The organism is Halomonas saccharevitans (assembly GCF_032333995.1).
GTDB lineage: Bacteria > Pseudomonadota > Gammaproteobacteria > Pseudomonadales > Halomonadaceae > Halomonas > Halomonas saccharevitans.
In genome coordinates this window covers 33,300-54,976 of the sequence record NZ_JAVXUR010000003.1, presented here as the reverse complement: position 1 = coordinate 54,976, position 21,677 = coordinate 33,300, and the positions used below count along the sequence as shown (strand labels likewise).

The window sequence follows — 21,677 nt, the reverse complement described above, 5'->3', positions numbered from 1 at the left end:
TCTCCGCTACCCCCTGACGATCACGTGCTGGCCGGCGAGCTCGTCGCGAAAATCCTTGAGCAGCCCCAGCACCGGGTTGGGCGCCGCCTGGCCCAGCCCGCAGATCGAGGCGTCCATCATCACCTGCGAGAGCCGCTGGAGCTGCTCGACATCCCATTCGGGGCGCTCGAGCAGGCTCAGCATCTTCTCGGTGCCGACCCGGCAGGGCGTGCACTGACCGCAGGATTCATCGGCGAAGAAGGCCAGCAGATTGCTGGCCACCGCGCGCAGCTCGTCCTGGTCGGAGATCACGATGACCGCGGCCGAGCCGATGAAGCAGCCCTCGGCCTGCAGGGTATCGAAGTCGAGGGGAATATCCGCCTTGGAGGCCGGCAGGATGCCGCCGGAAGCGCCGCCCGGCAGGTAGCCGGCCAGGCGATGGCCGTCGGCCATGCCGCCCCCGTACTCCTCGATCAGCTCGTTCAGGGTGATGCCCGCCGGTGCCAGGTGAACGCCGGGGCGCTTGACCCGACCCGAGACCGAGAAGCTTCTCAGGCCACTGCGACCATGGCGACCGTGACCGGCGAACCAGTCGGCGCCCTTGTCCCAGATCTCGGGAATCCAATACACGGTTTCGACGTTGTTGACCAGGGTCGGGCGGCCGAAGAGCCCTTTCTGCGCGACGAAGGGCGGGCGATGGCGCGGCTTGCCCGGCTTCCCCTCCAGCGACTCGATCATCGCCGACTCCTCACCGCAGATGTAGGCCCCGGCTCCCCGGCGCAGCACGATATAGCCCGGCGTCGCGAGGCCCGCGGCCTCGAGCTCGGCGATCGCCTCGCCGAGCACCCGATGCAGGCCGGGGTATTCGTCACGCAGGTAGATATAGAGCGCACAGGCCTCCACCGCCCAGGCGCTGATCAGTGCCCCCTCGAGGAAGCGATGCGGTGCGCGCTCCAGATAATAGCGATCCTTGAAGGTGCCGGGTTCGCCCTCGTCGGCGTTGATCGCGCAATAGCGCGGACCCGGCTCCTGGCGCACGAACGTCCACTTCTTGAAGGTGGGAAAGCCGGCACCGCCCAGGCCGCGCAGGTTGGCCCGCTCGAGCGCTTCCATCAGTGTCTCGACCGTCACGCGGCCCTCGTGGCAGTCGGCGAGCAACCGATAACCGCCCTGCTCCCGGTAGCCATCGAGGCGTTGCCAGTGAATCGCCTCGGGTTGGAAGTGGCCGGTATCGACCACCGATTCGACGCCCTCGCGGGTGGCGTAGAGCACATGGTGATGCCCCACTTCCACTACCGGTGCGGTATCGCAGCGGCCCATACAGGGCGCCCTCACCACGCGCACCGCCTGAGGATCGACACCGGCTTCCAGTTCCGCCTTGAGCGTCGCGGCACCGGCCAGCTGGCAGGACAACGAGTCGCAGACCCTCACCGTCACCTCCGGCGGCGGCGCCTGGTCGTCATGCACCACGTCGAAGTGGGCATAGAAGGTCGCCGTCTCGTAGATCGCCGCCATCGGCACGTTCATATAGGTGGCCAGCGCACGAAGGTTCACCAGCGACAGGTGATCATGGGCATCCTGGATGGCGTGCAGGTGCTCGATCAGCAGGTCTCGGCGCTGCCGCCCAGGGTCGCGGCGTTCGTCACCGAGCAGCTGGCGCAGCGCGGCCAGGGCGACCGGGGGCAGGTCACGGCCACGTGGTTTGCCGCGGAAACGACGCTGGGGAGTGAGGGTCTCGACGGTCATGGCGGGCTCGTTGTTCTCGGTGGACGTTTGCCTACCTGCGTGTTCGCTCTCGTTCTGGGCAGGGGCGGTGGGCTGTTCGACGCTTGGTTCCTGAACGATTCAGTCCGACGGGCCGGTCTCGAGCCGCTGGCGCAGCTGGAACTTCTGGATCTTCCCCGTCGAGGAGGTGGGCAGCGGGCCAAAGACGACCTTCTTGGGCACCTTGAAACGGCTGATATTCTCCCGGCAGAAACCGATCAACTCGCCTTCGCTCAGCTCGCTGCCGGGGCGCAGCTGGACGAAGGCGGCGGGAACTTCGCCCCACTTGGCATCCGCCATCGCCACGACCGCCACCTGTTCGACATCGGCGTGCCGCTGGATGATGTCCTCGACCTCCAGTGAGGAGATGTTTTCCCCGCCCGAGATGATCACGTCCTTCAGCCGATCACGAATCTTTATGTAGCCATCCGGTTCCATCACCGCCAGGTCACCGGAGTGGAACCAGCCGCCGGCGAAGGCTTCACGGGTGGCGGCTTCGTTTCGCAGGTAGCCCTTCATGACGATATTGCCGCGGAACATGATCTCGCCAACAGTCTGGCCGTCGGCGGGGACGGGGTCCAGCGTGACAGAGTCGAGCACCGCGATGCTTTCCTGCAGTGGATACGTCACGCCCTGACGGCCATTGAGCCGGATCCGCTCCTCCAGGGGAAGCTGATCCCAGCCATCCTGTTTGACGCAAATCGAGGCGGGCCCATAAGTCTCCGTCAGCCCGTAAACGTGGGTGAGTTCGATGCCGATCTTTTCCATCCGCTTGAACACGGATGCAGGCGGCGCCGCGCCAGCGATCAGCCCGGAGACCCTGTGCTCGATCATCGCCTGCGACGCATCGGCCGCATCGGCGATCATGGCGTGGACGATGGGGGCTCCGCAGAAATGGCTCACCCCGTGCTGCCCGATCAGCTTGAGAATCTGCTCGGGGTCCACGCGCCGCAGGCAGACGTTGGTACCGCCGATGGCCGCCAAGGTCCACGGGAAGCACCAACCGTTGCAGTGAAACATCGGCAGGGTCCACAGGTAGACCACCGAGGCGGGAAGGTTCCAGGCCAGCACGTTGCTGGTCGCGTTCAGGTAGGCGCCGCGATGATGGGTGACGACCCCCTTGGGGTTGCCGGTGGTGCCCGAGGTGTAACCCAGCGCAATCGCGTCCCACTCGTCGGCGGGTAACTGCCACTCCTCCCACACCGGCTGATCGGCCAGCAGCGTCTCGTAGTCGAACTCACCGATGGCACGCTCAACGCCCTGGCTCGGATCAGGCACGTTGATCACCGTGGGCGCCGGCCCTTCCAACCGGGCCAGGGCCTTTTCGACCACGTCAACGTACTCAGGATCCACCAGCAGCAGGCGCGAGCGGCTATGTTCGAGAATAAAGGCCACCGCCTCCGGATCAAGGCGGATGTTGATCGCATTCAACACGGCGCCCACCATGGGTACGCCGAAGTGAGCTTCGTACATGGCGGGGACATTCGGCAGCATGACGGCCACCGTATCGCCTCTGTTGACGCCGAATTGCCTCAACATGGAGGCGAGTCGACAGCAGCGGGCATAGGTCTGCTGCCAACTGTAACGGGTCTCGTTGTAGATCAGCGCCGTCCTGTCGGGATATACGGCGGCCGCCCGTCTGATGAAGCTCAAGGGTGAAAGCGAGACATAATTCGCCGCATTTTTCTCGAGAGCATCATTGTAATGGCAGGTTTCACTCATGGTCTTACCCCTGTTATTTTTTAAGTAAGGGTTTGCAATCCAACCTTTCAATCGGCGCGACGGCCGTACCAAGCCATTAGCTGTTCATCTGTCATCACCCCTATCACTCACCATCCCTATCAATCACCATTCCTATCAGTCGCTCCCCCTATCAACGGCCATGCGTCCATAGGAACCACGGCCTGACCGGCACTACGGCTATCTGCCGCGAACCGTGGCGCTAGCGGCCCGGCTGTTCCCAGACGGGTTTGCGCTTGGCAAGAAAGGCATCGATTCCCTCGCCTGCGTCCGGGCTCATCATGTTCTCGGCCATCACGTTGCCGGCAAAGTCGTAGGCGTCGGCCAACGCCATCTGACGCTGAGGATGAAACATGGCCTTACCAAAGCGCACGGCCGCAGGGCTCTTGCCAAGGATCGTCTCCACCTTATCGGCCACGGCGGCATCCAGATCGGCATCCGCGACGACGGCACTCACCAGCCCCCACTCCAATGCCGTATCCGCATCGATAAATTCTCCGGTCACCAGCATGTCGAACGCCCGCTTGGGAGACACGCTGCGTGACAGCGCCACGGCGGGGGTCGAGCAGAACAGGCCCACGTTGATGCCCGATACCCCGAAGCTGGACGATTGGGCAGCGATGACCAGGTCGCAGCTGGCCGCCAACTGGCACCCCGCCGCCACGGCCATGCCCTGGACCTGGGCGATGACCGGCACCGGCAGCGCGACGACACTCTTCATCACCCGGCTGCAGTTGCGAAACAGCTCCTGGTAATAGGAATGGTCGGGATTTGCACGCATCTCCCGCAGGTCATGGCCGGCGCAAAACCCTCGCCCTGCACCCTTGATCACCACACAGCGGACAGCGGGATCGGCGGCGATCGCATCCAACTCTTGCTGCAATGAGGCAAGCACTGCTTCGGAGAGCGTGTTGAATTTATCCGGTCTATTCAACGTGAGGTAGACGGCCCCTTCCTTGTCATCCCTGAGAAGAACACTTTCTGGAGACTGACTGTTATTCATAAATGACTCCCGCCAGAGATGGCTGATTAACTGCTCTTTATCGTCACCTCGGCGGTGATCGAGTGACGCTAGGAAAAGTGCCGCCAGCCCCCAGCATGGATACTGGATATCTTTTCCCGGCATCATGGCTGCGCCGAAGGTGATCTAGGGGGACAGCACGACACCTATCGCCTCCGTCCCTTTTTTCGTTTCGCTCCGGGTAGCCGACCGAGCTATCTTTCTTTGCCAGCTTCGCCAGCGGATGACGAGCCAACAGGCCGACTCGGAGAGGCATCCTGCCTCACGATACCTTCAGCGTAAGTGATCCAGGAAAGCCTTGGAAAGCGACGATTTCTAAGCCGCTGGATTAGCCTGGCTAACGCGAAGACACCCGGCAACGGCGATGATTGCCTGGGTGCACCACCTCCCTTCTCTCCCTATTCTCCCTATTCCCCGCGGGCCGTCAGCCCACCCACATGGATTACGAAAAATAAGCCAAACACTTAGAAACTCTCGCTTTACCGCTGGATCGCCTCACGAGTAGCTTGTATCTGGTAAATGGCCTCCAGGCCGTCACACTGCAAACCACGACAACTTTTACACCTATACACCTAGCTCGACAGGCGTTAACAACCTGGACAGCGACCATAGCCAAGCGCGACGACGTCCCCCATCACGGCACGCCTTGAAAAACCAGGCACCTGGAACATGAGGCGCCCCATGAGCGAATCCACGATGAAAACCATTAATGTTGAATACGCGATCATCGGTGCCGGCACCTCTGGACTTGGCGCCTACTCTAAGATCAGTCGCAAGACTGACAGCGTGTTGATGATCCAGGACGGTCCCTACGGGACGACCTGCGCGCGGGTCGGCTGCATGCCCAGCAAGTTGCTGATCACCGCGTCCGATTACGCGCACCACCTGACCACCAGCGATTTCTTCGGCGTGTCATCCGAAGGTCACGTGGATGGACACAAGGTGTTCGAAAGATTGCGCCGAGAGCGAGATCAGCGCTTTGTCGCCAACAATCTTCGCTACGTCGACAAGATCCCGCCCCATCACAAGCTCGAGGGGCGCGCCAGGTTTATCGGACCGGGCCACCTCAGGGTAGGCGACTCCGTCGAAGTCAAAGCGGAAAAGTTCATCCTCGCCTGCGGCTCCAGGCCGGCGGTGAGCCAGGTGTTCGAGCCCGTCATGGAACGCGTACTCACCAGTGATACGGTATTTGAGCTGGAGGACCTTCCCCACTCGATAGCGGTGATCGGTATGGGCGTTATCGCACTGGAACTGGGGCAGGCACTCCACCGGCTCGGCGTCGACACGACCATCTACGGCCGCTCCGGAAAGATCAACGCCCTCACCCACCCGGACATGCAGCAGGAAGCGCTCGATATCCTCAGCGCCGAACTGGATATCTACCCCAGCGGCCAGGTGGTAAGCACGTGGCAAGATGCTGAAGGTGCCTGGATCGAGTTTGAACAGCCGAACGGCCAGCGGGTCACCAAGGTGTTCGACAGGATACTGGTCGCCACCGGGAGGATCTCCAATGTCGATCAGCTGGGGATGGAGCATACCGGCGCGGAATTCACCGAAGCTGGCAAGGTCGTATTCGACCCGCAGACGATGCTCTGCTCCGACTCCCCCATTTTCATCGCCGGCGATGCGTCCGAATACCTGCCGGTGTGGCATGAAGCCTTCGATGAGGGGCGTATCGCCGCCGATAACGCCTTGAACTACCCGGACCCGGTGCCAGTGGACCGTAGGCCGCCATTAATGGTGTTCTTCACCGACCCTCAGATCGCCATCATCGGGCAGAGCTTTCGGGAACTTGAAGGCCTGGAGATCGTGATAGGAGAGCTACCCTTTGCCAGCCCCCGTCATGTGGTATGGAACAAGGTCGAGGGACGTATTCAGGTCTATCTGGACGCGCGCACCGGCGTGATCCTGGGGGCCGAGCTGCTTGGCTACCAGGCCGAACACCTGGCGCACCTGCTTGCCCTGGCCATCACCCACAGCATGACCGCCGAGCAGGTACTGATGATGCCGGTCTATCACCCCAGTGCCGAAGAGCTGTTAAGGGATGTGCTGATCGATGCCAGGGAGAAGCGTCGGGTCTATGCGGCTGAAACCATGATTCATTCAAACTCGGTCCCGGCATACTCATAAAACAGCCCTGAAAATGGTGAATGGCATCCTCTCTGTAAGTCGTTAATGTCTGCGACCAACCTGATTCGAGAGGGCCATTCGCTATGATCGCCGCGCTTGGTGGCCACCTCGGCCATCCACGCAATCTGCGGCGTGTCTGCCGCCTCCTGTGCCTCACGAAACCTTTTGACACGTCAACAATAAAAACATGTACTTACCGATATAAAAGGCGTTCAACTCATGAGCTCTAGCATGATCCCGATCGGCTTGAACCAGCTGCTGGTAGCGTCTGCTATAGTACTGTACAGCGGGAATGAGTTCCTTGCGTGCGAGAACCTCGGCAACCACTGTAAATCGAATCACTGATCTACCCTGGCGTGCTGCATCTTCATCCCAGCTCATACTCCCGCTCAATATTCCCTTCAGATTGTTCTCGATCTCAAGGCGCAGTATCTAACATCGGAACATACCTCCGCCTTACTCCTGAGCCAGCGCCTACGCTGGGTGTCACAATGGAGGATCAGAACAAATGAGAAAAATCGCCATCGATGCTGCAGACATCCGCATTCTTTGCGCAGTGCAACATCACGGCCATCTCAGTAAAATAAGACTTTCAGAGATCGTCAATCTTTCCCCGACACCGTGCTGGATTCGTTTCAACCGATTAAGGGAAGCCGGGTTGATACGCGGATACTATGCGGACATCGCGCTCGATAAGATCGCAGATGTCACCAGGGTTATTGTTACCGTTTCACTCAAGGAGCATCGGAAGTCGGTCTTTGAGCGTTTCGAGAATCACATCAAACAGGTAGACGAGATCATCGAATGCACGGCGACGGGAGGAGGAATGGATTACATCTTGAAAGTCGTGACGCTTAGTCTCCCCGCTTTTCAGGATGTGATGGATGAACTTCTTTCAGCGGATTTAGGAATCGAACGCTACATGACCTACATCACCACCAGAGAGATCAAATCTTCTCAACTCAACATTACCAACCTGACGACCAGCCCAAACAACTGAATCGAAAGAAGCTTTTTTCGGCTCTTCGTCACACCAGATGGATCTTGTGTGGCCCAGCATGCACACACGCCAGCGTGGTTACTGCAAAGCGCAGGGCGCGGCCGCCGACCATAGCGCCCTGTAACCTCACCTCACTCTCTTCGCTTCATGCTGATCGCGCCGCCAGCACCTGCTCTAGCTCCTGCCGATAGGCCGCCTCGTGACATGCCGGGTCGGCGGGGAAGCGGCCGAGTTCGACGGCCAGCTCGAAGAACCCCAGACGGGGCAGCTCGCCCCGACGGCTGACCACCAGGGCGGCAATCAGCGGGCACCCGGCGGCCACATCGTCACGCATCAGCGCCTCAAGGGCCAAGGCGACACGCTGGATGGTGCGCGGCGGCGAAAGTCCCAGCGCCTCGGCCGCCTGCTGGTAGGTAATCGGCACGCCCTCGTCAGGCAGGCTCGTCAGCAGCTCACGCAGGCGCGCGGCCAGCTTGGGGTCGGGCATCGTCTGGGATCTGGGCGGAGAAATCATGGGTCGGCTCACTCGGTGGATGGGCTTCACGGGAATGCCGGAGAAGGCGCCAAGAGGCTTTTCACGGGTCGCCTGCATGGTAATCGCCGCACGGGAAGGCGTCGAAGGGCTGTCACCAGCAGTGCACGGGAGCTCTGCTACGCTGAGCGAGTCACTCCACCACTCAAGCGACTCGCGAGGCGAATCATGAAAAGGACTTACCGCATGAGCAGGACCGGCGCGCTGCCACGGATGGGCCTGGCGCTTGCCCTGGGCATTGTCGTTGCACTGGCCTCGGCGTCCGCGCTGGCCGTCAGCCCGGAGAAGATCAGCGCCGTCGAGGCGGCCCAGAACGTCACCCTGGGGCCTCGCCCGCTGTTCCTGATTCAAGACATGGACGAGGGCACCCAGCGCGAACGCCAGCTCAAGGAGACCCTGATGCGCTGCGCCGCCGGCACCGAGCAGTGGCAGCGCCGGGACTTCTCGATCGGCCATCGCGGGGCGGCCATGCAGTTCCCCGAACACACCCGCGAATCGTACCTGGCGGCGGCGCAGATGGGCGCCGGCATCGTGGAGTGCGATGTGACTTTCACCGAGGACAAGGCGCTGGTGTGTCGCCACTCCCAGTGCGACCTGCACGCCACGACCAACATCCTCGAGACGGAGCTGGCCGATCAGTGCAGCGTGCCGCCGGCCTTCGATCCCGAAACCGGCGCGCTGACCAATGCCGAGGCGATCCAGTGCTGCACCAGTGACATCACGGTGTCCGAGTTCAAGAGCCTGGAGGGCCGCATGGACGGCGTGAACACCGAGGCCAGTAGCCTCGCGGGCTATCTCGACGGCACGCCCGGCTGGCGCACCGACCTCTACGCCACCCGCGGCACCCTGATGACCCACGCAGAGAGCATCGAACTGTTCCGGTCGCTTGGCGTGCGCATGACGCCGGAGCTCAAGGCACCGGGCGTGCCGATGCCCTTCGATGGCATGAGCCAGGCCGACTACGCCCAGAAGATGATCGATGAGTACAAGGACGCCGGCGTGGCGGCCGAGGACGTTTTCCCGCAGTCGTTCAACCTGGATGACGTGCGCTACTGGATCGACAACGCGCCCGAGTTCGCCGGTCAGGCGGTCTACCTGGATGGCCGCTACGATGACGAGACCTTCGACCACCGTGATCCGGCGAGCTGGTCGCCTAGCATGGATGAGCTCGCCGAGCAGGGCGTGAAGATCCTGGCGCCGCCGATGTGGATGCTGCTCGAGGCCCGCCCCGAGGCCGGAGAGAACGAGGAGCGTATCGTGCCCTCGGTCTATGCCGAGCGTGCCAAGACGGCCGGACTCGAGCTGATCGCCTGGACCTTCGAGCGTTCCGGCCCCCTCAGCGAGGACGGCGAGTGGTACCACCAAAGCGTCGATGCGGTCGTCGACAACGAAGGCGACAAGCTGCTGGTGCTGGACGTGCTGGCCAAGGATGTGGGGATCATGGGCCTGTTCTCGGATTGGCCGGCGACCGTGACCCTCTACGACAACTGCCTCGATCCCGAGCCCGCTACCTGACGCCACCACGAGGATCGACATGACGTCACACCGCTCGCTTTCCACCCATAGAGGCCAGGGAGTGGCCTTCAAGGTGGCCATCGCCGGGGGCATCCTGGCCTGCCTGGCCGCGCTGTCCATGGCCGGGGCCGGGCCGACCTTCCGCCTGGAGATGCTCTCGCTCGGCGAGGCCTTCAGCATGCTGCGCTACGGGGCCTTCGTCGCCCTCGCCGCCGCTGGGCTGGGCGCGGTGAGCCTGCTCATCGCCGCCTTCACCCGCCGCGCGCTGCCGGCAGTGCTCGGTTCGCTGGTGATCCTGGCCGGCCTGGCGCTGGTCGCGGTGCCCTGGCTTCAGATCGATCAAGCGCGCTCGGTGCCGCCCATCCACGATATCACCACCGATCTCGAGGATCCGCCCGCCTTCGAGGCACTGGTCGAGGCGCGCAAGGCCGCGCCCAACGCTGTGGCCTACCCCGGCGAGACAACCGCGAAGCAGCAGCGCGAGGGGTATCCGGCGCTCGGCCCGCTGGTGCTAAAGGCGCCGCTCTCGGAGGTGCAGGAAGCCGTGGAGGCCGTGGCTCGCGAGGCCGGCTGGGAGATCGCCGCGGTAAGCGACAGCCGGCTCGAGGCCACCGACACGACCTTCTGGTTCGGCTTCAAGGACGACGTGGTGATCCGCCTGCGCGAAACGGCCGACGGCGTGCGGGTGGACATGCGCTCCGCCTCGCGGCTCGGCACCAGCGACGTGGGCACTAATGCGGTGCGTATCCGGGCCACCCTCGACGCCCTGGAGGCGCGAGTGAGCGGCTGAGCCGGCACGCAGCCCCTCCAGAAGCGACACGTGCGAGCGGCGGCCCAGGGCCGCCGCTCTCATGCCGTAAGGGCTTGTGCGAGGCTCACTTCATCTCGAAACCGCGCTCGACTAGGAGCTCGCCCATGTGCGGGCGTAGCTTGGTATCGAGCTTGGTATCGAACTTGGTATTGAACAAGGGGGGTGAAGTCGTCGGCGTGCCGGCCAACGGCAGAAGGTCGGCATGGCATTGCTTTCTTCCCATCAGCCTGAGCTGTACCTTGGGCATCATCGAATCGCAATGACAGGGATGACTGTTCCATGCTGACGAGACACCCTCCGCTTCCCGATCCTCGCGTCTGGCGGTTCGCCCTTGTGCTGATCATGGCGATGCTGCTGGCAGGCTGCGGCGTCAACAACATCCCCACCTACGACGAGCAGGTGAAGTCGGCCTGGGCGCAGGTGGAGAACCAGTACCAGCGGCGTGCGGACCTGGTGCCCAACCTGGTCGAGACGGTCAAGGGATTCGCCCGGCAGGAGCAGGAGACCCTGACCGCCGTGGTGGAGGCGCGGGCCAAGGCCACGTCCATCCAGATCGACGCCGAGTCGCTGGATGACCCACAGAAGATGCGCCAGTTCGAGCAGGCCCAGCAGCAGCTCAGCGGGGCACTGAGCCGCCTGATGGCGGTGTCAGAGCGCTACCCCGACCTGAAGTCGAACCAGAACTTCCTGGCCCTGCAGTCGCAGCTGGAAGGCACCGAGAACCGTATCGCCGTGGCGCGGCGCGACTTCATCACCGCGGTGGAGCGCTACAACACCGAGCTTCGCACCTTCCCCGGCCGCCTGTGGCACAGCCTACTCTACGACGAGATGACGCTTCGCGAGACCTTCGACGCCACGACCGAGAACGCCGACCAGGCCCCCCAGGTGGAGTTTGAATGATCGATCTTCTGCGCATTCCGCTATTAGCGCTGCTGCTGTCGGCGGCCCTTGGTCTTCAGGCACAGGACCTGCAGGCCCAGGAAAGTGACGCCCGGCAGCTCGACTTTCCCGAGCTGACCGGCCGCGTGGTTGACCGGGCCGATCTGCTGGACCAGGCCACCGAATCCCGCCTGAGCGAGCAGCTGGCGGCGCACGAGGAGGCCACCACCGAGCAGCTGGTGGTGGCCACCCTGCCGGACCTGCAGGGCGTTACCATCGAGGAGTATGGCTATCAGCTGGGGCGCCACTGGGGCATCGGCCAGGAGGAGAAGGACAATGGCGCCCTGCTGATCGTCGCGCCGAAGGAGCGCAAGGTGCGTATCGAGGTCGGCTATGGCCTCGAGGGTCGACTGACCGACGCTCAGTCGTCGGTGATCATCAACCGGATCCTGACGCCGTCCTTCCGCGAGGGCGACTTCGCCGGCGGCATCATCGAGGGGGTGGAGGCGATGATCCGAGTGCTGGGCGGCGAGCCCCTGGACACCAGCGCCACCCCCACCGCACAGGCCGGCCAACAGCAACCCGAAGGACCGGCCTCGATTCTCTTCTTCGTGATGTTCATCGTCGTGATGACCCTCGTACGGGGCGGTCGCGGCGGCCTGCTGGCCGGCATGCTGCTGGGCGGTGCGCTCGGCGGCAGTTCGCGCGGCGGAGGAGGTGGTTTCGGCGGAGGCGGCGGCTTCGGAGGCGGCGGTGGCGGCTTCGGGGGCGGCGGCGCCTCTGGCGGCTGGTAACCCTGCCTTCCGGCCGGTGGTGACACCGACATGACAATCAGGATTCGGAGATCACGATCCCCATGGCTTTATTGAGTGAAGACGAGCAGCGCCAGGTCACCGAGGCGATTCATCGGGTCGAGCGCGATACCGATGCCGAGCTGGTCACCGTGCTGGCTCCGCGAGCGGACAACTATGCCTATATCCCGCTGCTCTGGGCCGGCCTCCTGGCCCTGGTGGTGCCCGGTGCGGTCAACTACTTCCCCGGCTGGTTGACGGCCTATGAACTGACGCTGGTGCAGTGGGCGACCTTCATCGTGCTGGGAGTGGTGTTCCGCATCCCCACCATCACCACCCGGCTGATCCCGACATCGGTTCGCCACTGGCGAGCGGCCAACCTCGCCCGGCGGCAGTTCCTGGAGCAGAGCCTTCACCATACCGAGGGGGAAACGGGGATGCTGATCTTCGTCTCCGAAGCCGAGCGGTATGTGGAAATACTGGTCGACCGAGGCATCTCGGCGCGCATCGGCGACGAGACCTGGCAATCCATCGTGGCTGCCTTCACCCGGCGGGTGAAGGCCGGCGAAACCCGGAAGGGCTTTCTTGAGTGCATCGAGGCCTGCGGCGAACATCTCAAGGAACAGGTGCCGGCCACCCATGAACGCAATGAACTGCCCAATCATTTGATCGTGCTGGATTGACCCACTGCTGCCCATTCACACAGGCATGGTGAGCGCTTCTCCCCGCCCGATCCTCACCGGAAGCGCTGTCGTTCGCACCTCGCAGGAGCCTGTGAGCCGACTTTCACGGGAGCCCTGCCAGCAAGGCGATGGGCGTCTCAGGCGCCCACCAAGGGCATTCACCCTACCAACGACGCCTAACCCACCACCGCTGCGCGGCGGATCGCGCGGCGAGCAGCGCTCCTACGAACCGCGCCGTTATCACGCTCACTTCATCTCGAAGCCGCGCTCGACCAGGAACGCGCGCATGTGCGGGCGCAGCTTGGTATCGAACAGCGGGGTGAGGTTGTGCGACCAGTCGCTCTGCTTGGTGCCGCCCTTCCGCGACTGGTAATAGGCATGCATGGTGTCGTCGAAGGCCGCCACCTGCTCGCGGTCGTCGCTGTAAGTGTCCTGCTTGAGGATCGCCTCCACCGGCAGGCGAGGCTTCACGTCCGGCTGGTGGGCGGGATAGCCCAGGCACATGCCGAATACCGGGAAGACGTGATCCGGCAGGCCCAGCAGCTCGCTGACCTGCTGCGGGTTGTTGCGGATGCCGCCGATGTAGCAGATGCCGAGCCCCTCGGACTCCGCGGCGACGGCCACGTTCTGAGCCATCAGGGCGGTGTCCACGCTGGCCACCAGCAGCTGCTCGGTCATGCCGCGCACCACGCGGGCATCGGTGCGCTCGGCGGCCTCGGTGGGACGCTTCATGTCGGCGCAGAACACCAGGAAGGCGCCAGAGCTCGCCACATAGGCCTGCCCGCCGGCCAGCTCGGCGATCGTCTCGCGATTGGTGGGATGGGTCACGTGAATGACGCTGTAGGCCTGGACATGGCTGGAGGTGGCCGCGGCCTGCCCGGCGCGAATCAGCTCCTCCAGCAGCTCGCGAGAGACCGGCTGGTCGGTGAATTTGCGGATCGAGCGATGGGACTTGAGCAGTTCGATGGTGGGATTCATGGCGTCTCCTGAGAGGTGAGCATGGATAGGCGGTAAGCATGGAGCCGGCACGCAGGGGAAGCCGGCGACGGTGATCTTAGCTAGCCAGCTTACTATCTTTCGGCCCGTTTTCGCGCGGACAGCGGATGCCGAAGGCGGAGGAGGACGGCTCGTGGGCCGTAAAAAACTTGTACAATAACGATACGCGGACAAAACAAATATGTACGCTTGTGCCATTGGCCCTTTCTCACGTCGAACGGCCACAGCCACGGCAAAGGATCACAAGGAGGTGTCCCATGGGGCGCTGTGCGAGTAGGAACGGACATTGCGGTCGCTGCGAACGAGAGCTGCCCTTCGCCTTCACCATGGCCTTCCAGCCGATCGTCGACCTCCAGCGTCGGCGCGTGCACGCCTACGAGGCGCTGGTCAGAGGCCCCGAGGGCGAGCCGGCGAGCCAGATCCTCGAGCAGGTCACCGAGGCGCTTCTCTACCGCTTCGACCAGGCGTGCCGGGTCAGGGCCATCGAGCAGGCCAGCGCCCTAGGCATGCAGGAGAGCCTCTCGATCAACTTCCTGCCCAATGCCGTCTATGAGCCCGAGGCGTGCATCCAGGCCACGCTGGAGGTCTCCCGACGGGTAGGATGGCCCCTGGAGCGGCTGATCTTCGAGGTCGTCGAGTCGGAGCGCATCCATGATCACGCCCACCTCAGCGCCATCATCACGGCCTATCGTCGCATGGGATTTCGCGTCGCCCTGGACGACTTCGGCACCGGCCACGCCAACCTCGACGTGCTGACCTCCCAGCGGCCCGACAAGCTGAAGATCGATCGCCAGCTGGTGATGGGCTGCGACAGTGACCCGCGACGCCAGGCCCTGCTACGTGCGCTGGTCGGCCTGGCGCGCCCGCTGGAAGTCGACCTGATCGCCGAGGGCGTCGAGACGGTGGACGAGGCGCGCTGGCTCTTCCGGGCCGGCATTTACCTGCAGCAGGGCTACTACTTCGCCCGACCGGCCCTGAATGCCCTGGCGGAGGGCGTGGAAGCGCGCCTCTCGGCGGTGCTCGACGGCCCCTCCCCTGGTAATGGAGCCACCTCATGACGCTGATGCTAGAGCCGTTCGACAACACGGAAACGGTCATCCGTGCCGCCCCCATCGGCATCTGCGTCACCGATGCCGAGGGCCACTTCGAGATGGTCAATCCCGCCTACTGCGACTTCTACGGCTATCGCGAGGAGGAGCTGCTCGGCCAGCACTTCACCCTGGTCGTGCCCGAGGCCGATCACGCCTTGATGAACGACCTGCATCGGCGCTTCGTCGCCGGGGACGGCGACATGGAGGTCTCTCACGAGTGCGAGGTGCTGGGCAAGGACGGCCAGCCAATGAACATCCTCGCGAAGGCCGCCCGCATCCAGGACGGCCGTGGCGAGGTGAAGAAGGTCACCTTCGTGGTCGACATCACCGAGCGCAAGGCCATGGAGCAGCGCCTGGAGTATCTGGCCCACCATGATGAGCTGACCGGCCTGCTCAACCGCCGCGCCGGACTGGGGCTGCTCGAGGAGGAGATCCAGCGCAGCCGCCGCTATGGCACGGCTCTGAGCGTGGCGAGCTGCGACCTGGATCACTTCAAGCGCGTCAACGACCGCCATGGCCACGCGATGGGCGATCAGGTGCTGAGCGAGACCGCCAGGCTGATGAAGGAGACGATGCGCCAGCACGACCACGTCATTCGCCTGGGTGGCGAGGAGTTCCTGATCCTGCTGCCCGGCGTGACGCAGGAGCAGGCGAGCCAGGCCGTGGAGCGCCTGCGCCAGAGCCTGGCGACGACGCCGATCGCCGAGGCGCAAATACACCTGACGCTCTCGGCCGGCATCGCACAGCTACAGGACGATGAGGAAGCCGATGCCCTGATGGAGCGGGCCGATCACACCCTCTACGGCGCCAAGCACAAGGGGCGCAACCAGGTTCAGGAGACCGACGAGTCGCATCCGGCGAGCGAGTCGGCCTCGTAGCCTCTGTTTCAAATCATCGATGACGAGCATCGATAGCAGCGCATCGGCTGCGAATCATCCATCGCGAAGCACCGGCCCGACGAGAGGACTGCCGCGTCCTACCGAGCGGGCCGCCAGCGAGAGATCAAAGGAGAAGAGCACCTTGCCGCACACGCCAGCGCACGAGGCCGACAGCCACGACCACGCCGTCTCGCGCCCGGCCTCGCCCTGCACCAAGGTCTGTCGGATCGACGAGATCACCGATCGCTGCCGGGGGTGCGGCCGCACTCTCGACGAGATCGCCCGCTGGGGCGGCATGAACGCGAAAGAGCGCGAGAGAATATGGCAGCGCCTGGAACGGGCCACGTTCCCCGCGCGCTGAGCCTCGCGCCCGCCACCGGCCCTCCCGCGACGAGACGGGCATGATAGTCTCGCCCCTTTGCCCGATGGAGCCCATCTCGTGAACCCCGAAGACCTCGAGAAACTGGTCACCCTGCGCATGCCCTTCGGCAAGCACGCGGGATGGCTGATCGCCGACCTGCCCGGCCCCTATCTCAACTGGTTCGCCCGCGAGGGCTTCCCCGACGGCCAGATCGGCCGACTGCTGCACCTGATGCACGAGATCGACCACAACGGCCTGAGCGGGCTGCTCGACCCGTTGCGCCAGCGCGGCTGAATACCGTGCCTGTCAGCGGAGTCTCGCCGGGGCGAATCGCGTCGGCTACCTGTCCTCCAGGCGGCGAGTCATCAGCAGCCAGCGGCCGCCATGCGGGCAGCCGGGCCAGGGCACCAGCGGCAGGGAGGCGATCTCCCGAAAGCCCAGCCGACGATAGATCGCGCAGGCCGTACGGTTCTCCTCGGCCACGATCAGGCTCAGCTCGTGGCAGCCGGCGCCAATCGCCGAGGCCTCGGCCTGCGCCATCATCAGCCGCCCGACGCCCTTGCGACGGGCCGCCGGCAGGGTCGCGATGCCGTTGATGTACCAGCTGCCCGGCACCCGGGCCTCGAGACGCAGCAGGGGCTGCACGGTCCCAGGGGCGTCGTCCAAATCGTCGAGGTCGCAGGGATCGGGCAGCCGGTAGGCGATGATCATCCCGACGATCCGCCCGCGCTCGATGCATACCCGAGCGTGACGGTAGCTGAAGCCACCCTCCTCGCGGCCGGCGCGCTCCGCACCGACCTCCAGGGGCGATTTGCCGCCCTCGGCCATCTGCCCCCAGAGGGTCTCGGGCAGCCCCTCCCCCGCCAGGTTGATCAGATAAGCCAAGTCCCGGGCATCGGCCCGGGTGGCGTCGCGCAGTCGCATGGTCGTCTCCCTGCCCTCGCGTCGCGAAGGCCCGGCGGGAACGGCGTCACTCGAAGGTGGCGCAGACCTCCGACTGGGCGCCCGGATCATGGCTCTCCACATGGGTGACCGCCCCGCCGGAGGCCTCCAGCGCCACGCTCCACTGGTGATCGGTTCCCATGGGATCGCAGCTGCCTTCACTGCCACCGCCGAAGTTGGAGTCGATCCAGTAGTGCACCGCGTAGCTGCCGCCTTCGCTCAGGGCGCCGGGGAAGTCGAAGGAGAAGGTCGGGTCATCGTCGGCGGAAACCGTGCCGGAGGCCATCTCGAGCACCTCGCCGGAGTCGGCATCGACCAGGGCCGCCTGCACGGCCTGTCCGCCGTGGGCTCCGGCGAAGCTGGCGTCGCCCTGAAAGGTCAGGTCGTACCCTTCGCTGGCCAGGGTCAGCGGGGCGACGAGGAGCAGGCCCAAGAGTAGCCGCCGGGGAGTGAGGACATCGTGGACGATGGGCGTTGTCATGAAGCACCTCTTTAGCTGTCGACAAGTCGTCAATAGGCGCGCCGCTAGTAGGGCGTTGGCGACCTGTCAGTCAGTCGACGAGCGATAGACTCGTGCCGAGTGCGCAGGCCACGAGGGCCACGAGGGCCGCGACCTGCCCATCTCTCAGCATAGTGCCCCCCGGCGCCCCCTGCAGACGCCCGTCAGTGGTTCTTCAGGCGCTGGACACGCCAGGCCAGCAGGCCGATGATCCCGAACCCCAGGGGCCCCAGCACCCCGGCGGCGACGCTCGGCTGGATGGGCATGCCCAGGGCATCGAGGCCCTCCAGCCCCAGTTTGCCCAGGCTGATGAGGTAGTAGCTGATGACGATGATCGAGAGTCCCTCGACCGCCTTCTGGATCTTCAGCTGGCTGCTGGTGCGTTCGTTGAGGCTCTGGAGAATCTCGGAGTTCTGCTCCTCGATCTCCACCTGGGCGCGGGTCCGCAGCAGGTCGTTGAGCCGCGCCACGCTCTCCGCCAGGCTCTCCTGGCGCTGGTTGATGGCGGCGCAGTAGTGCACCGTCGGCCGGAAGCGGCGCAGCATGAAGGTACCCAGCCGGGGGCGGTCGCCGAGGCGCTCCTCGCGCAGCTCCTCGATGCGGGTGAAGACGATCCGCGCGTAGGCCTCGGTGGCGCTGAAGCGCTGGCGCGAGCGGGCCCCGCTGCGTTCGAGCCGCGCCGAGAGCGCGGAGATGGCTGCCAGCAGCGGGCGCGGGCTCTCCTCCTTGCCGTGGGTATTGCGATCCGACAGTTCACCGAGCTCGAGCTCGTAGTCGCGAAGCGCGAGGCTCAACTCCTTGGCCACCGGCAGCGCCAGCGACGCCATCATGCGGTAGGTCTCGATCTCGAGAAGCCGCCGGGTCATGCGCCCCAGGCGGAAGGCATTGAGCCCGCGATTGACCAGCAGCACGCGGTTGAGACCCGCCGCCGTGAGGCGGAAATCGCTCCACACGGTCGCGTCGCCGCCGCCGACGCTGGAGCCGGCGGGGTCGCGAAAGCCGTAGTGCTCGGCATCGCCCTGCCAGTTCGCCTCCGACTCGACCAGGATCAGGCTCGCATTGATGAGCGCCTTGTGATGCACGGCGGCGATCTCCGCCAGCGTCGCGGGCGGCGCCGGCCACGGCTCGCCCTGGCCGGCGGGCCGCGGCACCAGCAGGGTCAGGGTGAAGAATTCGGTGTGTCGCTCCCACTTCAGGGTCTGGTCGCCGAGATCGATGATCTCCTGGGCCGCCTCGCGATCGGGAGTCCGGCCGGCGACCTCGGCGATCCGGTCGAGGATGTCCGCGGCGATCTCGCCCTCGTCCAGGAAGGCGTAGTGGTGAAGGTGCGCCGGCTCCTCGAAATAGATCGAGGGCCGGGCATGGAGCTCGTTGTGCAAGCGCGCGCGTTGTGGGTGCATGTCAAAGCCTGGAGAGAAAAGAGCCCCCGAGACTAGAGCCTGACGGTGGCCAGGCCAAGCACGATGCATCAACGTGCCCGCTAGCGAAGAAGCGAGGCTGGGCGCGCGGCCCGCCCTACAAAAACGCCAGGATGTGGATCAGGGCTGGCGCTCGTCGGCGGCCTTGAGGCGGTAGAACTCGGCGACGACCTCGTCCATGGCGGCGGCGTCATAGTCGCACAGGCCGCTGACCACCAGCTTCTTGGAGCCGCTGCCGACCGTCTCGCCACCGGCGGTGATGCGAAATTCCAGCAGCGCATCGCCGCGCTTGCCGGCCACCGACAGCGAGGAGTCGAGCAGTTCCAGGCCGGGCAGGCGACCATTCAGCCGCTCCAGCGAGAAGCCCATGCTGTCGTAGATCACCAGCGGGCGACGCGGGTTGAACATGACGCCCTGCTCTTCCATCAGCGGCTTGAGGTAGTGGGGGAAGTTCTTGCCCGAGAAGGCGACGTAGCAGCGCGTAAAGGCCTCGACCACGGCCTCGTCGTGAGTCGTCTCGCCGCTGCGGGTCACCTCCAGGTAGCCCTTTCCCTGCTCGTCGCAGACGCGGATCAGGCCATCGTCGTCCTCGTGGAAGCAGAGCGGCACGCCGTCGCCGACCATGCTCAGGAAGCGAAAGCTCATGTTCTGAGAAAGCCCATAGCGCGACAGCACCAGCGCAAACAGCAGGTCGCCTGGCACGCAGAAACGCCGTGCATCGACGTTATGAATGGGGTTGAAGTCACCGGCAACGCGCTTGGCGAAACGGCTGGCCTGCTCGGCGGAGATCCGGATCCAGCCATCCGTGCGCGTGTGGAAGTCGTCAAGAAACATGTGTCGTGAGCCTGCCCCGAGTCATTGGCAATCCATGGACTCCGGCAGCCGCCGGAAGGGCAGATGATGCCATAAAATAACGGCTTGCGCGGCCCGCGGCCAAGGCCGAGGTGCGTATTCCGGCGCGTTCTTGACTCATACCAAAGATGCACGGGGTAATAAAGAAGGGGGCACACTGCGCTGCAGCACGCTGTGATAACATCGATCCACTTTTTCGCCCTCCCCACCACCTTCTGCCTCAGGATGATTGCAGCCATGCTGAACACCTGTCGTACCTCCCACTGGCCGCGGCAATTCGCCCGCTGGCCGGGCATGCTGATGCTTGCCCTCGTTGCTCTTTTCGCCAGCGGACCGGTGCTCGCCGTGACCGGCGAGCTCGACCTGACCAGCTCCTTCGTGGGCCTGCTCGCCGTTGCCATCTTCGTGCTCGCCTACGCCCTGGTCATGGCCGAAGAGAAGATCCACATGCGCAAGTCGAAGCCAGTGCTAGTCGCCGCCGGCATCATCTGGGCGCTGATCGGCTGGGTCTACGTGAAGGCGGGCATGCCCGCCGAGTCCGAGCACGCCTTTCGCATGACCCTGCTCGAGTTCACCGAGCTGATGCTGTTCCTGCTGGTAGCGATGACCTACATCAATGCCCTGGAAGAACGACGCGCTTTCGACGCCCTGCGCTCTTGGATGGTTCGCAAAGGCTTCAGCTACCGCTCGCTATTCTGGATCACCGGCGTGTTGGCCTTCGTCATCTCGCCGATCGCCGACAACCTGACCACCGCCCTGCTGATGTGCGCCGTGGTGACCAAGGTGGCCGAGGGCGACAAGCGCTTCATCAACCTGGCCTGCATCAACATCGTGGTGGCCGCCAACGCCGGTGGCGCCTTCAGCCCCTTCGGTGATATCACCACCCTGATGGTCTGGCAGGCCGGCATCATCGAGTTCTACGAGTTCTTCGAGCTGCTGATCCCCTCGCTGATCAACTTCCTGATTCCTGCTGTGGTGATGAGCTGCTTCATCCAGAACCGCAAGCCCGACAGCCTGGAAGAGGATGTGTGGCTCAAGCGCGGTGCGCGGCGCATCATCGCCCTGTTCCTGCTCACCGTGGCCACCGCCGTGGCCTGCCACACCCTGCTGCACCTGCCGCCGGTACTGGGCATGATGACGGGCCTTGGCTACCTGCAGTTCTTCGGCTACTTCCTGCGTCGCACCCTGCCCCGCTCTCTGGAGCGCAAACGCACTCGCTACAGCCAGCGTGGCGATTGGAAGAAGCTCGAGAGCCTGGGCAGCGTGGTGCCCTTCGACGTCTTCAATCGCGTGGCGCGTGCCGAGTGGGACACCCTGCTGTTCTTCTACGGGGTCGTCATGTGCGTCGGCGGACTGGGCTTCATGGGATACCTGGGCCTGCTCTCCGACGCTCTCTATACCGGCTGGAACGCCACCGGAGCCAACATCACCCTCGGCGTGCTCTCGGCGGTGGTCGACAACATCCCGGTGATGTTCGCCGTGCTGACCATGGAGCCCGACATGTCCCATGGCCAGTGGCTGCTGATCACCCTCACGGCCGGCGTCGGTGGCAGCCTGCTGTCGATCGGCTCGGCGGCCGGCGTCGCCCTGATGGGCCAGGCCCGAGGCAACTATACCTTCATGGGTCACCTGCGCTGGAGCCCGGTGATCGCCCTGGGCTATATCGCCAGCGTCATGGCCCATCTGTGGCTCAATGCCGAGAGCTTCGCCGTGCTGTGAGGGCTGCTCGAGCGTCCATCCATGCTTTACCCGTGCTTTCCGGCGACTTGAGGGTCGCCGGATTTTTCATTACGCG

The 21,677-nt window shown here is 64.4% G+C and carries 22 protein-coding genes; 12 read left to right on the top strand and 10 right to left on the bottom strand.

Annotated elements, in window-relative coordinates; all coding sequences use genetic code 11:
* Positions 1 to 6: 6 nt before the first annotated feature.
* The 3 genes from RSO68_RS08340 to RSO68_RS08330 all read right to left on the bottom strand — a co-directional run bounded on the left by RSO68_RS08340 (position 7) and on the right by RSO68_RS08330 (position 4,486).
* Positions 7 to 1,725 (bottom strand): NADH-ubiquinone oxidoreductase-F iron-sulfur binding region domain-containing protein, encoded by a 1,719-nt coding sequence (locus tag RSO68_RS08340; protein WP_315586250.1) that lies wholly within the window; start codon positions 1,723 to 1,725, stop codon positions 7 to 9.
* Between the two features lie 99 nt (positions 1,726 to 1,824).
* The gene (locus RSO68_RS08335) at positions 1,825 to 3,465 is read right to left on the bottom strand and encodes an acyl-CoA synthetase (RefSeq protein WP_315586249.1); all 1,641 of its coding nucleotides are present in this window, start codon (positions 3,463 to 3,465) and stop codon (positions 1,825 to 1,827) included.
* Between the two features lie 220 nt (positions 3,466 to 3,685).
* Positions 3,686 to 4,486: an enoyl-CoA hydratase gene (locus RSO68_RS08330; protein WP_089851345.1), complete on the bottom strand. Its 801-nt coding sequence runs from the start codon at positions 4,484 to 4,486 to the stop codon at positions 3,686 to 3,688.
* Positions 4,487 to 5,185: 699 nt separating this feature from the next.
* On the opposite strand from RSO68_RS08330, the gene RSO68_RS08325 reads away from it, so the two are divergent.
* Together RSO68_RS08325 and RSO68_RS08320 are read left to right on the top strand one after the other, a co-directional pair.
* On the top strand, positions 5,186 to 6,634 hold the full coding sequence (locus RSO68_RS08325) for a dihydrolipoyl dehydrogenase (protein WP_315586248.1): 1,449 nt from the start codon (positions 5,186 to 5,188) through the stop codon (positions 6,632 to 6,634).
* A gap of 508 nt (positions 6,635 to 7,142) precedes the next feature.
* Positions 7,143 to 7,634: an Lrp/AsnC family transcriptional regulator gene (locus tag RSO68_RS08320; RefSeq protein WP_089851350.1), complete on the top strand. Its 492-nt coding sequence runs from the start codon at positions 7,143 to 7,145 to the stop codon at positions 7,632 to 7,634.
* 145 nt (positions 7,635 to 7,779) lie between these two features.
* Here the strand turns inward: RSO68_RS08320 and RSO68_RS08315 are convergent, their stop codons facing one another.
* Positions 7,780 to 8,121, bottom strand: coding sequence for a hypothetical protein (locus RSO68_RS08315; protein WP_315586247.1), 342 nt, complete (start codon positions 8,119 to 8,121; stop codon positions 7,780 to 7,782).
* 231 nt (positions 8,122 to 8,352) lie between these two features.
* Here RSO68_RS08315 and RSO68_RS08310 point away from each other — a divergent pair, with 231 nt between their 5' ends.
* Both RSO68_RS08310 and RSO68_RS08305 read left to right on the top strand, forming a co-directional pair.
* Positions 8,353 to 9,681, top strand: coding sequence for a glycerophosphodiester phosphodiesterase family protein (locus RSO68_RS08310; protein ID WP_315586246.1), 1,329 nt, complete (start codon positions 8,353 to 8,355; stop codon positions 9,679 to 9,681).
* A gap of 19 nt (positions 9,682 to 9,700) precedes the next feature.
* On the top strand, positions 9,701 to 10,471 hold the full coding sequence (locus RSO68_RS08305) for a DUF1499 domain-containing protein (RefSeq protein WP_315586245.1): 771 nt from the start codon (positions 9,701 to 9,703) through the stop codon (positions 10,469 to 10,471).
* 85 nt (positions 10,472 to 10,556) lie between these two features.
* Here the strand turns inward: RSO68_RS08305 and RSO68_RS08300 are convergent, their stop codons facing one another.
* Entirely contained in the window at positions 10,557 to 10,739 is a 183-nt protein-coding gene (locus tag RSO68_RS08300) for a hypothetical protein (protein ID WP_315586244.1), read from the bottom strand.
* Positions 10,740 to 10,771: 32 nt separating this feature from the next.
* Between RSO68_RS08300 and RSO68_RS08295 the strand changes: the two genes are divergently transcribed.
* The 3 genes from RSO68_RS08295 (at position 10,772) to RSO68_RS08285 (ending at position 12,845) form a co-directional block, all read left to right on the top strand.
* The gene (locus RSO68_RS08295) at positions 10,772 to 11,392 is read left to right on the top strand and encodes a LemA family protein (RefSeq protein ID WP_089851358.1); all 621 of its coding nucleotides are present in this window, start codon (positions 10,772 to 10,774) and stop codon (positions 11,390 to 11,392) included.
* Positions 11,389 to 12,165: a TPM domain-containing protein gene (locus RSO68_RS08290; RefSeq protein WP_315586243.1), complete on the top strand. Its 777-nt coding sequence runs from the start codon at positions 11,389 to 11,391 to the stop codon at positions 12,163 to 12,165. The genes RSO68_RS08295 and RSO68_RS08290 overlap by 4 nt, the downstream gene beginning before the upstream one ends.
* Positions 12,166 to 12,227: 62 nt before the next feature.
* Entirely contained in the window at positions 12,228 to 12,845 is a 618-nt protein-coding gene (locus tag RSO68_RS08285) for a TPM domain-containing protein (protein ID WP_089852299.1), read from the top strand.
* Positions 12,846 to 13,091: 246 nt separating this feature from the next.
* Here the strand turns inward: RSO68_RS08285 and nfsA are convergent, their stop codons facing one another.
* Positions 13,092 to 13,823, bottom strand: a complete 732-nt coding sequence (gene nfsA, locus RSO68_RS08280; RefSeq protein ID WP_089852297.1) for an oxygen-insensitive NADPH nitroreductase — start codon at positions 13,821 to 13,823, stop codon at positions 13,092 to 13,094.
* Positions 13,824 to 14,098: 275 nt separating this feature from the next.
* Here nfsA and RSO68_RS08275 point away from each other — a divergent pair, with 275 nt between their 5' ends.
* From RSO68_RS08275 to RSO68_RS08260, 4 genes are all read left to right on the top strand, one after another.
* Positions 14,099 to 14,899, top strand: a complete 801-nt coding sequence (locus RSO68_RS08275; protein WP_315586242.1) for an EAL domain-containing protein — start codon at positions 14,099 to 14,101, stop codon at positions 14,897 to 14,899.
* Positions 14,896 to 15,810, top strand: a complete 915-nt coding sequence (locus RSO68_RS08270; protein ID WP_315586241.1) for a sensor domain-containing diguanylate cyclase — start codon at positions 14,896 to 14,898, stop codon at positions 15,808 to 15,810. The genes RSO68_RS08275 and RSO68_RS08270 overlap by 4 nt, the downstream gene beginning before the upstream one ends.
* Before the next feature lie 142 nt (positions 15,811 to 15,952).
* Positions 15,953 to 16,171, top strand: coding sequence for a DUF1289 domain-containing protein (locus RSO68_RS08265; RefSeq protein WP_315586240.1), 219 nt, complete (start codon positions 15,953 to 15,955; stop codon positions 16,169 to 16,171).
* A 78-nt stretch (positions 16,172 to 16,249) separates the two neighbouring features.
* On the top strand, positions 16,250 to 16,465 hold the full coding sequence (locus RSO68_RS08260) for a DUF3820 family protein (RefSeq protein ID WP_315586239.1): 216 nt from the start codon (positions 16,250 to 16,252) through the stop codon (positions 16,463 to 16,465).
* Between the two features lie 45 nt (positions 16,466 to 16,510).
* On the opposite strand, the gene RSO68_RS08255 is transcribed toward RSO68_RS08260, so the two are convergent.
* The 4 genes from RSO68_RS08255 to RSO68_RS08240 all read right to left on the bottom strand — a co-directional run bounded on the left by RSO68_RS08255 (position 16,511) and on the right by RSO68_RS08240 (position 19,864).
* On the bottom strand, positions 16,511 to 17,095 hold the full coding sequence (locus tag RSO68_RS08255; protein WP_315586238.1) for a GNAT family N-acetyltransferase: 585 nt from the start codon (positions 17,093 to 17,095) through the stop codon (positions 16,511 to 16,513).
* 46 nt (positions 17,096 to 17,141) lie between these two features.
* Positions 17,142 to 17,594: a hypothetical protein gene (locus RSO68_RS08250; RefSeq protein WP_315586237.1), complete on the bottom strand. Its 453-nt coding sequence runs from the start codon at positions 17,592 to 17,594 to the stop codon at positions 17,142 to 17,144.
* A gap of 182 nt (positions 17,595 to 17,776) precedes the next feature.
* Complete coding sequence (locus RSO68_RS08245) at positions 17,777 to 19,012, bottom strand: DUF3422 domain-containing protein (RefSeq protein ID WP_315586236.1); 1,236 nt, start codon at positions 19,010 to 19,012, stop codon at positions 17,777 to 17,779.
* Between the two features lie 138 nt (positions 19,013 to 19,150).
* Entirely contained in the window at positions 19,151 to 19,864 is a 714-nt protein-coding gene (locus RSO68_RS08240) for a DUF3581 domain-containing protein (protein ID WP_089852281.1), read from the bottom strand.
* 255 nt (positions 19,865 to 20,119) lie between these two features.
* Here RSO68_RS08240 and nhaD point away from each other — a divergent pair, with 255 nt between their 5' ends.
* Entirely contained in the window at positions 20,120 to 21,601 is a 1,482-nt protein-coding gene (gene nhaD, locus RSO68_RS08235; RefSeq protein ID WP_089852279.1) for a sodium:proton antiporter NhaD, read from the top strand.
* Positions 21,602 to 21,677 lie beyond the last annotated feature (76 nt).

Excerpts from the sequence above, each read along its gene's own strand:
- RSO68_RS08325 (WP_315586248.1), top strand. The coding sequence starts at position 5,186 with ATGAGCGAATCCACGATGAAAACCATTAATGTTGAATACGCGATCATC.
- RSO68_RS08285 (WP_089852299.1), top strand. The coding sequence starts at position 12,228 with ATGGCTTTATTGAGTGAAGACGAGCAGCGCCAGGTCACCGAGGCGATT.
- RSO68_RS08310 (WP_315586246.1), top strand. The coding sequence starts at position 8,353 with ATGAGCAGGACCGGCGCGCTGCCACGGATGGGCCTGGCGCTTGCCCTG.
- RSO68_RS08305 (WP_315586245.1), top strand. The coding sequence starts at position 9,701 with ATGACGTCACACCGCTCGCTTTCCACCCATAGAGGCCAGGGAGTGGCC.
- RSO68_RS08320 (WP_089851350.1), top strand. The coding sequence starts at position 7,143 with ATGAGAAAAATCGCCATCGATGCTGCAGACATCCGCATTCTTTGCGCA.
- RSO68_RS08275 (WP_315586242.1), top strand. The coding sequence starts at position 14,099 with ATGGGGCGCTGTGCGAGTAGGAACGGACATTGCGGTCGCTGCGAACGA.
- nhaD (WP_089852279.1), top strand. The coding sequence starts at position 20,120 with ATGCTGAACACCTGTCGTACCTCCCACTGGCCGCGGCAATTCGCCCGC.
- nfsA (WP_089852297.1), bottom strand. The coding sequence starts at position 13,823 with ATGAATCCCACCATCGAACTGCTCAAGTCCCATCGCTCGATCCGCAAA.
- RSO68_RS08300 (WP_315586244.1), bottom strand. The coding sequence starts at position 10,739 with ATGCCCAAGGTACAGCTCAGGCTGATGGGAAGAAAGCAATGCCATGCC.
- RSO68_RS08330 (WP_089851345.1), bottom strand. The coding sequence starts at position 4,486 with ATGAATAACAGTCAGTCTCCAGAAAGTGTTCTTCTCAGGGATGACAAG.
- RSO68_RS08315 (WP_315586247.1), bottom strand. The coding sequence starts at position 8,121 with ATGCCCGACCCCAAGCTGGCCGCGCGCCTGCGTGAGCTGCTGACGAGC.
- RSO68_RS08270 (WP_315586241.1), top strand. The coding sequence starts at position 14,896 with ATGACGCTGATGCTAGAGCCGTTCGACAACACGGAAACGGTCATCCGT.
- RSO68_RS08245 (WP_315586236.1), bottom strand. The coding sequence starts at position 19,012 with ATGCACCCACAACGCGCGCGCTTGCACAACGAGCTCCATGCCCGGCCC.
- RSO68_RS08290 (WP_315586243.1), top strand. The coding sequence starts at position 11,389 with ATGATCGATCTTCTGCGCATTCCGCTATTAGCGCTGCTGCTGTCGGCG.
- RSO68_RS08255 (WP_315586238.1), bottom strand. The coding sequence starts at position 17,095 with ATGCGACTGCGCGACGCCACCCGGGCCGATGCCCGGGACTTGGCTTAT.
- RSO68_RS08240 (WP_089852281.1), bottom strand. The coding sequence starts at position 19,864 with ATGTTTCTTGACGACTTCCACACGCGCACGGATGGCTGGATCCGGATC.
- RSO68_RS08250 (WP_315586237.1), bottom strand. The coding sequence starts at position 17,594 with ATGACAACGCCCATCGTCCACGATGTCCTCACTCCCCGGCGGCTACTC.
- RSO68_RS08295 (WP_089851358.1), top strand. The coding sequence starts at position 10,772 with ATGCTGACGAGACACCCTCCGCTTCCCGATCCTCGCGTCTGGCGGTTC.
- RSO68_RS08335 (WP_315586249.1), bottom strand. The coding sequence starts at position 3,465 with ATGAGTGAAACCTGCCATTACAATGATGCTCTCGAGAAAAATGCGGCG.
- RSO68_RS08340 (WP_315586250.1), bottom strand. The coding sequence starts at position 1,725 with ATGACCGTCGAGACCCTCACTCCCCAGCGTCGTTTCCGCGGCAAACCA.